This is a genomic window from Pseudomonas sp. WS 5412 (assembly GCF_012985615.1).
Lineage (GTDB): Bacteria > Pseudomonadota > Gammaproteobacteria > Pseudomonadales > Pseudomonadaceae > Aquipseudomonas > Aquipseudomonas shahriarae.
The window spans coordinates 94,436-107,275 of the sequence record NZ_JAARMB010000002.1 but is presented as its reverse complement, the minus strand read 5'-3'; the positions used below and the strand labels follow the sequence as shown (position 1 = coordinate 107,275).

Sequence of the window (12,840 nt, the reverse complement as noted above, 5' to 3'; positions counted from 1 at the left end):
AGGGAGCGATCCATGAAAAATCTATTCAAAATGCTGGCCTCTGCCTTGGGTCTGACCTGGGTCTGGAGCTTGCTGCTGGTACTGTTGCTGGCGTGGACCGTGTGGCGGTTCGGGCCGCTCCTGGCGGTCGATGACAAGCGCTTCTGGCTCGGTGCGACATCGCGCTTATTGACCGTCAGCGGCTTGTTCCTGGCCTGGGGGTTGGCAATGGTCTTTGCCCAGCGGCGCACCCCCGCACAATCCCCCGCACAGGCTTGCGGCCCGGACCAGGCGCCGCCTAAGTCCCGCAAGGGCCTTGTGGAGCACGAACAGCACAACGTGCGTGGCCGCTTCAAGGAAGCGCTGCACACCCTCAAGGCAGCGCGGCGTTATGGCAAACGCAGCGAACGTTGGCGCAACGAATTACCCTGGCACCTGGTGATGGGCGCCAGCGCCAGTGGCAAGACCTGCCTGTTGCAGGCGGGTGGCATGCAGCTGCCATTGGACCGGACTGATTGCGGCGCCCCCCACACTGCCGGCGCAATACCCCATTGCGAGTGGTATTTTGCCGATGAGGGGGTCCTGATCGACACCCCGGCGCGCTACCTGACCCATGCCGACAGTGAGGTCGATGGTGGCGGCTGGGCGACCTTGTTGACGCTGTTGAAAGCCCGGCGCCGTGCGCGCCCGCTCAGCGGCGTGCTACTGACACTGTCGGTGGATACCCTACTCAATGGCAGCGAGCAGGACCTGAGCGTTGCTGCGCGCCAGTTCAACAGCCGTCTTCACGATCTGCAGCAGACCTTGCATGTGGAGTTACCGGTCTATCTGGTGCTGACTCAGGCGGACCATTTGCCCGGTTTTGTCGAGTTCTTCGAGCGAACGGAGGGGCAGGGCAGCGACGGTCTGTTGGGCGAGCCCATCGTACCCGGCACGGCGGGAACCGATATTGCTCAGGTGCGCCAGGCATTTGAAGCCGTGCTGCAGCGTTTGAGCGGGGAACTGATACAGCGCCTGCATCTGGAGCGCAGCGGCGAGCGCCGCGGGCGTATGGTGGATTTTCCTCGGCAGGTGGCGCAGATCGGCGAGCGCCTGTGTCTGTTTACCGAACTGGCGTTTTCTGCCCATCGTTACCAGCGCGTCAACGCATTGCGCGGTTTCTACTTGACCAGCGCCGGCGAGCGTCCACGGTTTATCCAGGGTCTGTTCAGCCGGGTGGTGTTCGGCGAGGTCGACCTGGCCGGCCTGGACCACCGGGAGCGCGCGCAGATCCGCCGGCGCCAGCGAGGCCTGGCCCTGGCTGCCTTGCTGGTGCTCGGCGGCGCAGGTTCGCTGTGGATGTACAGCTATTCGCAGAATCATCAACGCCTGGAACAACTGCGGGAGTTGGCGCGGTCTCCGGCTCCTCGGCAGGCGGCAGAAGACCCGAGCGTGGCGATAGTTCCACTATTGGACCGTCGATGGGCGGCCACGCAGGTTTTTCCGGCACCGCAAGGCGCGGGATGGTTGCAGTTTTCAGGTTTGTACCAAGGTGACAGGAGCCGCCCGGTGCTGGACACCGCCTACCGCCAGGCATTGCTCCAGCACCTGATGGCACGGGTCAGCGAGATGCTGGAGGAGCAGGTGCGCAGCAACTTGCACGACCGTCAGCAGTTGCTTCTCAGCCTGCGGGCCTATCTGATGCTCAATCTGCCTGAGCGGCGGGACACACAATGGTTGATGGATCGCGTCGCCGAGCGATGGTCGCTGCGCTACCCTGGCGACACTGCCCTGCAGAAGCGTTTGAATGCACATTTTGCACAATTGCTTGCGCAACCCTTTGTGGCACCCCTCAACGAAACCCTGGTGGCCCAGGCTCGCCAGGTCTTGAAAGCGCAACCTTTGGCTGGCGTGATCTACCGTCTGCTGCGTGAACAGGGCAGCGAGCTTGAACCCTATCGTTTCGCCCAACACCTGGCCCCCCAGGAGCAAGTGTTCGCCGGCATTGACCAACCCATTCCTGGCTTCTTCACCCAGCAGGGCTACCGTCAGTTCTTTGCCGTGCAGGGCACTCGGATGGTCGCGGCCATAGTGCGTGATAACTGGGTACTGGGGGAGGGTACAGAACTGAGTGCCATCGGCCTGCGCCAACTGATGGTCGAGCTGGAGCAACAGTATTTCAGCGACTATGCCCAGGCCTGGGGGGCGGCGCTGGCCCAGGTGCGCTTGCAGGAAAACGATAGCCCCCGCGAAATTGCCGAGCAGCTGGCGGGCCTGACATCAGCCCGTTCACCGTTGTTGCAGTTGCTGCAGCAGGTCCGGGAAAACACCCGCTTTTCAAGCCCTGTCGAACGCCTGGAGGCGCTTCAGTCGGGTTCGCCGGTGGTCCAGGCGGTCGTGGACAGTGTCACGCAACGGCTGCCCGACACCCCGCAGCGCGCAGTGCAGCGGCGCTTTGAATCACTGCATCAGTTGCTCGATGAGCAGGACAACCCTGGGCCAGAATTGTCCCAGGTGCTGCAAACCCTCAACCAGGTGCATCTGCAGTTGGCCGCCCTTGGGCGGGAGAACCGGCCTGAACGAGCCGCCTTTGAGCTGGTCAAGCGGCGCATGCAGGGACAACAGGACGCCCTGGGCAACCTGCGCAATGCTACGGCGCGCCTGCCGGCTCCCCTCAACGGCTGGCTCGCGGGTGTCACTGATGACACCTGGCGCCTGGTGCTTGACGAGGCCTACCGCCACCTGAACCGGCGCTATCAGAGTGAGGTGTATGGGTTCTATGCTTCGGCGATCAAGCAACGCTACCCGTTCAGCGCCCATGCCAGCAGCGACGTGGCCCTGAATGATTTTCGCGAGTTCTTCAAGCCCCAAGGGGTGATGGCGCGGTTTCTTGACGACGACCTGCGGCCTTTTGTGATGGGGGACGGCGACCGCTATCGGTTGCGCAGCCTGGATGGCCGCAGCCTGCCGATGTCGCGGGCGTTGCTGGACCAACTGGCAAAGGCGCGCACCATACGCCAGGCGTTCTTCGCCGATGACCCGAGTGAGCCGGGGGTGCGCTTTACCCTGGCGCCATACAGCCTGGACCCCACGGTCAGTCGAGCGATCCTGCGGTTCGGCGACCAACAGATGGAATACCGCCACGGGCCGATTGTCCCGATGCTGTTCCAGTGGCCCACCGATACCGAGGACGGGCGCAGCAGCCTGGTGCTGGAAGGTATGGCGCAACGGCCAATGGGCATCGAGAAAAACAGCGGGCCATGGTCGCTGTTCCGCCTGTTTGACTTGCTGCAAGGCGAACCCTCGAATGGCCGCGATGCGCGCCTGCTCAAGGCGGACATCGGCGGCCTGCGTGCCCATTATCTGTTGACCAGCCAGCGCACGCCGAACCCGTTCGAGATGGCGACGTGGCGGACCTTCCGCATACCGGAGCAACTATGAGCCCATGGCAAGACACCTGTCGCAACGCAATGGGCGAGGCATTGAACCCGGAACCCCCGAATTGATGCTGAATCGCGGGTTCGACGGGGTATTGCGTGGTCAGGCCAGGGATAATCTGACGGCCCTGGTGATGCAAGCATGATGGAAAACCAGCCCCAGCCTGGCGCCTGTGCCCTGCTCATATCGAGCCCGCTGCCGATGTTGCTGGGCGGCCGCTATCGCCTTGAACGGGTGCTCGGGGAAGGGGGCATGGGGATTGTCTATCGCGCCCGTGATTTGCTCCACGAGCAATTCGGTGAGCCAAGGCCCCTGGTGGCACTCAAGGTTCTCGGTGAAAGCCTTGCCCAGTCACAGGATGCGCACCTGCTGCTCTACAGGGAGTTTTCCCTGACCCGCAGCCTGGGGCACGCGCGCGTGGTACGGGTGTTTTCGTTTGATGTGGATACGGCGAGCGAAGTGGCGTTCTTCACCATGGAGCTGATGAGTGGCGCGACCCTGGACCAGTTGTTGTTCGACTGCCCGCGCGGGGTGCCTTGGCAAGAACTGCGGCGTATTGCAACGGGGCTGCTGGACGCGCTGGGTTACATCCATCGACAAGGTGTGTTGCACGGCGATGTGAAGCCCAGCAATGTCATGTTGGACGATGACGGGGTGCGGCTGTTTGACTTTGGCCTTGCCCAGGCGCTTGCGCCGCCGCTGTCCGGGCTGCCGGCCTTGAACCCACAGCGCTTCACTGCCTGGACACCGGCCTATGCCGCCCCGGAACTGCTGGACGGCGCACCCCTGTCAGCCAGTAGCGAAGTCTATGGTGCCGCGTGTCTGGTGTATGACCTGGCGCTGGGCAGGCGTAGTACACAAGGCGCGCGACTGGCGCCTCCGCGACAACTGCCCCGGCGTTGCTGGCCGGCACTGAAAATAGCGCTCAATGGCGACCCGCAGCGACGAACCATCACCCTCGACGAGTTGCAGGTGGCGATGCAGTGTGAACATTCGGTGGTGGGCCGCTGGTTCGCTGCCCGTTAAGGTGAACTGTCTGCCAGACCATGCAGCTGACAATACTCAGCCCACTCCAGGCCCGCCATCTGGGCCACTTCCTTGTGAACCTCCAGGCGCTTGGCCTCGAACTCCTGTGGCGACTGGCTGATCAGTTGCAGTGTCAGTTCCCAGGCAAACAGGTTGCGGGCTTCTGCCTCGGCCTCAAAGGCCTCATGCAGGCGCTCGGCCCGGTATTGCGCCATGGTTTCCCGCTTGGCCTGGGCCGCCAAGGGGTTCAGCGTGTCCAGTTCGGTGCGCAGATCGGGGTGCTGGCTCAGGAATATATCCAGGGCAAGCTGAAGGTTTTCGCCAGGTTCAGACAAGGGGGAACTCCGCAAATACAGGTTGCGCGACCTCAGGACGAGGCTTGTTCGTAACGGCTTTTGCGTCGGGCGCGTTTACGCAGCCGATTGGCTGTCCACTGTTGCAATGGATCCAGCAAGAAAAAAAACAGGTAGGCGGTCAGCACCAGGGTCAAGTCGACCCAGGTTTTGCTGATAGGCCCTTCGACGGCTTCAACGGCGGCCTTGATCAAAAACAGTACAGCGACCCCACACAACCAAAGCCCTACGGTGAAAACCAGAGGTCGCGCACGATTTGTAAGCCTGCGTTGCATGTTCAATACATCTCCCTGAGAACGCTGGGTCAGTCGGCGTACCGATGCCTGCGGGTGTAAACGTGGCCTGCGGATCGAGTCATTCGATGCCGGCCTGCGGGTCGACAGACCCGTACAGCTCATGACAGGAGCGGGTGGCAGTTGGTTCCGAAAACCTGCGGTACCCGCGTGGGCAGCAAGGCCCTCACGCACGGTATTGTTTCAAAAAGCGTAGGAAATTACACCCTTGTCTGCACGTCTGCTGGTATCCCAGGACGACGCATCGATGCCAAACGCGGCAAAATCCTTTCATTTTCGGGGCCCGGCCGTGTAGCGTTAAGCCCTCGTTGAAGACCGGTGTGATGGCCCGAGGGCAGGGAGATAGTCATGGCGCAGACGCTGTTCAAGCTGTTCTTCACCCAACGCCTGGCAGCCCTGGCCAGTACGGAGTCGTTGCGAGCCATCCGGGAAGGCCTGTTATGGATCTTGCCATGCCTGCTGGTCTCGGCCGGTTTTCTGCTGTTGTCCGAATGCGCCCGGATTCTCGACTTCCCATCGCCGGTCGTGGCATTCCTGGCCGGCCTGCATGCCAAGATCAGTTCCGTGATCCCGCTGCTGGTGGCCGCTTCCATCGGCTATATGCTGGCAATCCAGCACCGCTTAGCGCAGTTGCCAGTAGCGTTTTTGTGCCTGGCACACGTGGTCATTGCCTCCTTTGTCCTGCGAGACTATCCACGTGCGTCGGCAACCTTTGTCCTGTTTATTGCCATCGCCTCGCCGTTGATCAATGTCCCGGTGATTGCCTGGCTGCATCGCTACCGCTGGACCCGCTTGGTCAACGCAGACCTGGTGGGACACAACCTCAGGGGTACGATCAACATGGTGGTACCGGGAGCAATCACCGCATTGCTACTGGTGGTGACGTTGTCGTTGCTGTTGCAGGTTGCTCATGTGGCGCAGTTCCAGGGCCCGGTGATGCTCGATACGCTGCAGTCCCCTTATGGCACCGGTGTGTTTGTCACGGCGATCAATTCGCTGCTGTGGTTTTTTGGCATCCATGGCGTGTACGCGATCCAGCCGCTGTTTGATGCCCTGGACCAGGCCGTGATACTCAATGGCGCGGCATTGGCGGCGGGGGAGCCCGTCCTGTATGCGTTGAATGGCGGTCTGCTGGGGTGCTTTGCCTTTATTGGCGGGGCTGGCGGTTCCCTGTGCCTGTTGCTGGCGATTCTGCTGTTTTCCAAGAGCCAGTCCATGCGGTTGCTGGCGGTGGCCAGCCTGCCGCTGTCGCTGTTCAACGTCAGCGAAGTGCTGCTGTTTGGCTTGCCGATCATTCTCAACCCGCGCCTGTTTATCCCTTTTTTAGCCGTGCCGGTGATCAATACGGTGCTGGCATTGCTGGTGGTGCAGGCCGGCTGGGTCTCGCCAGCGTTGGCCAGCGTGCCGTTCACCGCGCCGGTGCTGCTCAACGCTTACCTGAGTACCCAGGGCGATCTGGCTGCGGTGGCGCTGCAACTGGTGCTGCTGGGAGTCGGGATACTGGTCTATGCGCCCTATGTCCGCGCGATTCATCGGCAGGCGGTGGAGGGCGGTACGGTTTACCTCAAGTCTTTCGACATGACCTTTCGCGGGCTCGAAGAAAAAGGGCGTCTGCTGGAACTGGACCCAGTGCTGACTGCGCACCGGGCGCTAGCACGCCAGGCCAGTGCATTGAGCAGGATCCAGCAGATCAGCGACTACGAGTTCTACCTGGAGTACCAGCCCCAGGTGTCCTCCCTGACGGGTTTGTGCACCGGCTGTGAAGCGCTGATGCGCGCGCGCGATAGCCAGGGCAAGGTGCATTCGCCGTGGGAGTTCCTCCAGTGGCTGGCCCAGGCCCGGTTGATGCCGGACGTGGACGTGTGGGTCGCCTCCCAGGCCGTGCGTCAGTACCAGAAGTGGCAGAAAATCGGCTTTGCCCTACCGATCACCATTAATGTCTCCAGCGCCACCCTGACGAACCCCGCCTATGGCAGGCAACTGGTGGACATCCTCTCCCTGGCCCACGGCCATGTGTCGGTGGAGATCACTGAGGATGCGCTGGTGGGCGATATCCAGGCGACCCGGCAGATGATCCAGAAGCTGCAGGCCATTGGTGCCAAGGTCTATATCGACGACTTTGGCACGGGGTTTTCGGCGCTGAGTTACCTGCACCAGTTCCCGGTGGACTTCATCAAGATCGACCGCAGTTTTGTGGTGGCCCAGCAGGACCCCAAGGGCGCGCAGGTCTTGACCGGCATGCTGCGTTTTTGTGAGGCGCTGAATCTGGGGGTGGTGGTGGAAGGGGTGGAAACCGCTGAGCAGTTGGCCTTCCTCCAGTCGGGCAGGGGGCACGCCGGGGCGGAGTTGATTATCCAGGGCTGGTATTTCAGCAAAGCGTTGCCCGGCGACGCGGTGCAACGATTTGTTCGCGAGCGGGCAGTCAAGATGAATGATGAGGCCGGTGCATAGCCACGTCTTGCATTGATCCTACAAATAAGTCCTGCAAATAATTCCACTCTATATTGAGCCTTGACTTCCCGTGCGCTGGCGCTTGCGCCGAAGTTGGCCGGTGGTTCGAGTTATTCGACTTTCCTACGAGTATAAAGCTGTTGCGTAGGACTTCTCGTAAATGGAGGGTGCCCCTCTGGCGTAAGTAATTTTTTCAGGTAGATTATTTGATACGAGTTTTAAAAAGAAATTTATAAATATAGGCTCTTGTGGAGGCGATTGACTTGTCTGCAATGTTTTTAGGCGCAATTTTCTAGTTTAAGTTTCCGTACTTGCTTGGGGCCTTGTTTGATGTCGGCACTGTTCTGTATCTATGTTCTTTATGGAAGGTGTTGGCAAAGGGCTAATCAAGTCTTGCAGTATCGACCTGTCGCCAATGCCCACCCGGCAGGGCTCCTGGAGTGGGTGTAGCAGTACCAGCATCGTCTTGCTTGATCTGAATGTCGTGGGTTTTTTCGGAGTCGATGGGGCTCACAAACGCTTATTGCCAGAAATTTGTCTGCCTTGGGGTTAGGGACGTTACTGAGTGTATGTGGCGTTAAATAAAGATGCAGCGCGCCCTATGTAAGTGTCCGGCAAGCCAGAAACTAACGAGTGGTAATAAAGCAGAGCTGCTCGGGGTTTTATAAGTTTAAAAAGGTTCCTGGATTGATAAGCGATTTAATGCCGTTATTTGAATTGAGATTTGGTCGGAGAGGGGGTGTCACAGCTTCAATGTGAACTCTTGCTCATGGCCATTACCCCGGCGAAATAGTTCGCCATCCATGTGAGGAAAAATAATGAAAAGTTTGAAAGCCCTCGTTCGTGTAAGTTCGTTTGCTCTGTTGTTCGGGGCGGCTTCCATGGCCAGCGCCGTGTCGATTATCCCGGAAGGTCCATTTACCACTGAGGCAGGCACGATTGTTGTAACGTCGCCATCTTCCTTCGGGGCTCCCATTACCTGCGGCGTCACTTTCGGCGGCAATGTATCCGCAGGCGTAGCCACCATCACTTCGGCAACGCTCACTGGCGGTGGCCTGTGCAATCTGCCGAAGATGAAAAACGTTCCGTCTCCGGGTTGGGTATTGACCGCGACCAGCTATAACGCGAGCACCGGCATCGGTAGCGGCACCGTCTCAAATGTGGGTTGGACCGTGGCGTTCCCTTCCTCCAACTGCGGCCCGGGTACCCTCAATGGCGAGTGGAACCAGGCGACTCGCACGTTGACCGGTAAAAACCAGCCGCTTTCCGGCAACTGCGCCGTCCAGTCCCTGACCGTCAAGGTCCCGAGCCTGAGCGTGGCGCCTTGAGCCATCGCGCTTGCTAGTGCAAAGGGCTGATCACCCGTGAAAGGCAGGTGCCTTATTCGAGGCACCTGCTGGGGTGGGTAACGATACGACGGAGTGGTGCATGAAACACAACAAACAGCAGGTCCTGGCATTCTTTGCCCTGGCAGTGTTGGGTGGGCTGACGGTTGCGGCGTGCCCGGTCCAGGCCGGCGGGTTCATGACGCCGACTGCCAACACCGCAGGCTGGGGCCGGGCGTTCGGTGGCGGTTCGCTGTTCAGGAACGACCCATCAGCGGCCTTCAACAACCCGGCGGCGATGGCCTTTATCGACCGGCCCGTTTCGCAGTTCACCCTCAACTACGCCAATATCGACATCAAGTACAAAGGCTCGGCGTATGACTACGCGGGCAATCCCGCATCCATTACGGTCCTTGATCCTGATACCGGCCTGCCGACCTCGACGCCGCGCACCGGTGACGGTGGCCAGGGTGGGTTTGAAGCCTGGGCACCGACGGGCTTTACGGTTATCCCGATCAACGAGCGTTTTGCCTTTGGCCTGAGCCAGGTGGTGCCCATGGGGGCCCGCACGACGTGGGACGAGGACTGGAAGGGCCGTGACTTTGCGGTAGACACCAAAATCGAAACCGTGGGCCTGACCGGTTCGCTGTCGTTCAAGGTCAATGATGAGTTCTCCATCGGTGGCGGGGGGATTTTGCAGCACACCACAGGCTTTGTAAGCCAGAACGTTGACCTCTACGCCGCCGCTGCGCAGTCGCCGGACCTGGGCTACACGCCGTTTCCCGCCGGCCAGGGCCTGGCATTGATGCGGGTCAAAGTCGACAACACTTCCCTGGGCTGGTTTGCCGGTATGGCTTGGAAGCCGACCTCCCGGGATACCTTGGGCCTGAACTACCACGCCAAGATCAAGAACAAGCTGGAGGGCAAATACAATATCTACGCCGATGGACTCTCCAGAGATGTCATGACCACCCCTGTGCTGGATGGCAAGACCCTGGTCGAACTGGCCTATCCAGGCCTGCATCTGTATCCCGGTGGCGCCAATGCCTCGGCCCAACTGGACATCCCGGCCAATGCCTCCCTGGATTGGGTACACCAGTTCTCCGACCGCCTGACCCTGGGCGTGAGTGCCACCTGGACCCAATGGTCATCGTTCAAGGCCCTGACCTTGAAGTCGGAGGGCAGCACCCTGGTGTCGATTCCCTACAACTACAAGAACACCTGGATGTACGCCCTAGGCGGCGACTACCAACTCACCGATGACGTCACCCTGCGCAGCGGCGTGGCCTTTGACCAGACCCCGACCCCCAACTCCACCCGTGACCCGCGGATTCCTGATGGCGATCGGATATTTGCGTCCCTGGGGTTTGGCTACAACATCCGGGCGGTTCCGGGCTTGAGTATCGACGGTGCCTATTCACGGCAGTTTGTAGAAACCGTCAAGCTCAAGACCAAGAACGTTGATCGCCTTGGCGCGGCGTCGCTGGACGGCAAGGCCCAGCTCAAGGGCGAAGTGCTCAGCCTGGGGGCTACCTACGCCTTCTGATCCAGATCCCGTGTGGCAGCGGGCCTGCCCGCGATGGCGGCCCTTCAGTCACCGCCGCTACTGGCTGGCACACCACTGTCGCCAGCCATCCAGCCCCCCCATCAATGCGAAGTCCCCTCCGCAAACTCAATCTTGTTCCCCACGTTGTACTTGCCCGAAGGCTTGTTCATGGGGATCCGCTTGACCTCCTGCAACGTCTGGCTGTCATACACGATCAACGCGCCCTCGCGATCCCAGATGCTCAACAGCAAGTAGCGCCCATCCTTGGTGAACTCCACATGTGCTGCGGTCTTGCCCGGCATGGGCCGCAGGGTATGGGCGATTTCCAGGGTCTGCTTGTCGATCAAGTGGATCGCATCGTTGCCGGGTGCGAAAAACACATCACTCCACACATAGCGCGAGTTGCTGTGGCTGCGCATAAAGAACCCCGGCCCGAGGGTGGGAATTTCCTTGATCAGTTTCCAGGTCTTGAGGTCCAGCACCGAGATCTGCCCCTTGCTGATATTCGGCGTGGCAAACACCCACTGCCCATTGCGTTGCCAGTAGGTCCCCGAGCCCAGGTGCGGCATACCCGACAGCGCGATGTCGGTGACCACCTTCCCGGAGTCGAGGTCGATCACTTGCCCGCCACCGGCCTTGCGCGAAGTGGCGAGCAGTTGCCGGTAGTCAGGGGAAAAGGAAAAGTCATCGAGCACGTCCTGGGCCTGGATACGCCGGGGCTCGAAGCTCGGGGTCGCGGCCGCGTAGGACAACTCCCAGACCTCATTCACATCCTTGAGGGCGACGATAAAACTGTTGCGCGGCGGCGCGGTGTACACCGCGCTGACCCGCGAATTCGTCGGCAGGGTCTTGACCAGCGACAGGTCGCGCGCATCCAGCACCACCAGATTGCCCGGCAGGTAATTGCCCACCAGCACCCAGCGCCCGTCCTTGCTCACCGCCAGGTTGCGGGTATTGAGGCCGGCGCGAACCTCGGCGATCAGCTTGAGGTTATGCAGGTCATACAGGCTGATCCAGCCGTCGCGCGAAGCAAAGTACACAAAGCGCCCGTCCGGGGAAAACTTCGGCCCGCCGTGCACGGCAAAGTGCGAGGCAAAACGGTCGAGCACCTCAAAACGGTCACCGTCGAGAATGTCGATGTGATGGTCACCGGATTCCACCACCACAAACAGGTTCAGCGGGTCGGCGTGATGCTGCGGGGTGCTCGGCAGTTGGCTGAGGTCGGCCAGTTGGCGGTGGCTGCTGCGGATACTCTGCTCGTTCCAGGTCGCGGGCGTGGCGGGCGGCTGTTGCAGGAACGTCACCAGGCCGTCGATCTGTTGCGCGCTGAGTTGACCGGCGAATGCCGCCATCTGGCTGGCCGGGCGCCCGTGTTCGATGACCTGGCGAATCTCGGCCGGCTTGATCCGTCCCAGGCTCTCCGGCAACAACGCCGGGCCGGTGCTGCCGACCCGGTTGAGGCCATGGCAGCTCTGGCAATGCTGCTGGTAATCGGCGGCGGCATCCGGCGCACCGTGGGCGGCGCTGGCCCAGAGCAGCGGCACCAGCCACAGGCGCTTCATACTGCCACCCTGGGCCGCGCGAGGTGAGCGGGCGCGAGGCTGGCGGGGTAGTGCAGGGGCGCATCGGCAAACAGATCCACCACATGCCCGATCACCGTCAAGGTCGGCACGCCGGGCTCGCACATCAGGGCCAGGGCCGGCAGTTGGCGCAGGGTGCCGCGATGCACTTGCTGGTCGACGCGGGCCCCGTTGCAGATCAGCGCCGCCGGCGTCTCGGCGGACAGCCCGGCGCCGATCAGGCGTTCGGCGATCATCGCCAGGTTCGACAGGCCCATGTAGAACACCAGGGTCTGGCTGCCGTCGGCAAGGCTGTCCCAGGGCAATTTCAACTCACCGTCGCGCTGCAAATGCCCGGTGACGAAGCGACACGAGTTGACCAGATCACGGTGCGTCAACGGGATGCCCGCATAGGCGCTGCAGCCGGATGCTGCGGTGATGCCTGGCACTACCTGGCACGACACCCCTTGCGCCAACAGGTATTCCAGCTCTTCGGCACCGCGGCCAAACACGAAGGGATCGCCGCCCTTGAGCCGCACCACGCGCTGTCCTTGCTGAGCCAGTTCGGCCAGCAGTTCATTGATCTGCTCCTGGGGCAGGCTGTGATAACCGCTGGCCTTGCCCACGTAATGGCGGGCGCAGGTCAGCGGGATCAGGGTCAGCAACTCGGCACTGATCAGGCGATCGAACACCACTGCATCCGCCTGCATCAGCAGGCTCCAGGCGCGCAGGGTCAACAGGCGCGGGTCGCCGGGACCGGCGCCGACCAGGGCGACTTCGCCGGGGTGGAAGGGGCTGTGCAGCGCGTAGGGTAAGGCGTAGGTTGAGTGCATGAGACTTCCTTGGTTCATCATCAGGTTGGCGCTCCCCGGTTGTTTCACCAGGTGAGCG

General features: G+C 61.3%; 9 protein-coding genes. 5 read left to right on the top strand and 4 right to left on the bottom strand.

Annotation, left to right across the window (positions count from 1 at the left end):
- The first annotated feature begins 12 nt into the window (after positions 1 to 12).
- Both tssM and HBR94_RS03450 read left to right on the top strand, forming a co-directional pair.
- The gene (tssM, locus tag HBR94_RS03455) at positions 13 to 3,399 is read left to right on the top strand and encodes a type VI secretion system membrane subunit TssM (RefSeq protein WP_170044152.1); all 3,387 of its coding nucleotides are present in this window, start codon (positions 13 to 15) and stop codon (positions 3,397 to 3,399) included.
- A gap of 141 nt (positions 3,400 to 3,540) precedes the next feature.
- A complete protein-coding gene (locus tag HBR94_RS03450) occupies positions 3,541 to 4,422 on the top strand; it encodes a serine/threonine-protein kinase (protein ID WP_262383356.1) in 882 nt (293 codons plus the stop codon).
- Here HBR94_RS03450 and HBR94_RS03445 read toward each other — a convergent pair.
- Both HBR94_RS03445 and HBR94_RS03440 read right to left on the bottom strand, forming a co-directional pair.
- A complete protein-coding gene (locus HBR94_RS03445) occupies positions 4,419 to 4,757 on the bottom strand; it encodes a DUF6388 family protein (RefSeq protein WP_057959356.1) in 339 nt (112 codons plus the stop codon). The two genes, HBR94_RS03450 and HBR94_RS03445, sit on opposite strands and share 4 nt — an antisense overlap.
- A gap of 32 nt (positions 4,758 to 4,789) precedes the next feature.
- Complete coding sequence (locus HBR94_RS03440; RefSeq protein WP_252117166.1) at positions 4,790 to 4,969, bottom strand: hypothetical protein; 180 nt, start codon at positions 4,967 to 4,969, stop codon at positions 4,790 to 4,792.
- A gap of 447 nt (positions 4,970 to 5,416) precedes the next feature.
- Between HBR94_RS03440 and HBR94_RS03435 the strand changes: the two genes are divergently transcribed.
- The 3 genes from HBR94_RS03435 (at position 5,417) to HBR94_RS03425 (ending at position 10,390) form a co-directional block, all read left to right on the top strand.
- Positions 5,417 to 7,519 (top strand): EAL domain-containing protein, encoded by a 2,103-nt coding sequence (locus HBR94_RS03435; RefSeq protein ID WP_170044150.1) that lies wholly within the window; start codon positions 5,417 to 5,419, stop codon positions 7,517 to 7,519.
- An 818-nt stretch (positions 7,520 to 8,337) separates the two neighbouring features.
- The gene (gene praB / locus HBR94_RS03430; RefSeq protein ID WP_057436883.1) at positions 8,338 to 8,847 is read left to right on the top strand and encodes an alkane oxidation protein activator PraB; all 510 of its coding nucleotides are present in this window, start codon (positions 8,338 to 8,340) and stop codon (positions 8,845 to 8,847) included.
- A gap of 100 nt (positions 8,848 to 8,947) precedes the next feature.
- Entirely contained in the window at positions 8,948 to 10,390 is a 1,443-nt protein-coding gene (locus HBR94_RS03425; protein WP_170044149.1) for an outer membrane protein transport protein, read from the top strand.
- Positions 10,391 to 10,491: 101 nt separating this feature from the next.
- Here HBR94_RS03425 and HBR94_RS03420 read toward each other — a convergent pair whose 3' ends face one another.
- On the bottom strand, positions 10,492 to 11,952 hold the full coding sequence (locus HBR94_RS03420) for a cytochrome D1 domain-containing protein (RefSeq protein ID WP_057436878.1): 1,461 nt from the start codon (positions 11,950 to 11,952) through the stop codon (positions 10,492 to 10,494).
- The gene (cobA, locus tag HBR94_RS03415) at positions 11,949 to 12,782 is read right to left on the bottom strand and encodes a uroporphyrinogen-III C-methyltransferase (RefSeq protein ID WP_115128345.1); all 834 of its coding nucleotides are present in this window, start codon (positions 12,780 to 12,782) and stop codon (positions 11,949 to 11,951) included. Before cobA ends, HBR94_RS03420 begins: the two co-directional genes overlap by 4 nt.
- Positions 12,783 to 12,840: the final 58 nt, after the last annotated feature.

What these genes read in the sequence shown, in the direction of transcription:
- cobA (WP_115128345.1), bottom strand. Translation starts at nt 12,782, where the DNA reads ATGCACTCAACCTACGCCTTACCCTACGCGCTGCACAGCCCCTTCCAC.
- HBR94_RS03450 (WP_262383356.1), top strand. Translation starts at nt 3,541, where the DNA reads ATGGAAAACCAGCCCCAGCCTGGCGCCTGTGCCCTGCTCATATCGAGC.
- HBR94_RS03420 (WP_057436878.1), bottom strand. Translation starts at nt 11,952, where the DNA reads ATGAAGCGCCTGTGGCTGGTGCCGCTGCTCTGGGCCAGCGCCGCCCAC.
- tssM (WP_170044152.1), top strand. Translation starts at nt 13, where the DNA reads ATGAAAAATCTATTCAAAATGCTGGCCTCTGCCTTGGGTCTGACCTGG.
- praB (WP_057436883.1), top strand. Translation starts at nt 8,338, where the DNA reads ATGAAAAGTTTGAAAGCCCTCGTTCGTGTAAGTTCGTTTGCTCTGTTG.
- HBR94_RS03425 (WP_170044149.1), top strand. Translation starts at nt 8,948, where the DNA reads ATGAAACACAACAAACAGCAGGTCCTGGCATTCTTTGCCCTGGCAGTG.
- HBR94_RS03435 (WP_170044150.1), top strand. Translation starts at nt 5,417, where the DNA reads ATGGCGCAGACGCTGTTCAAGCTGTTCTTCACCCAACGCCTGGCAGCC.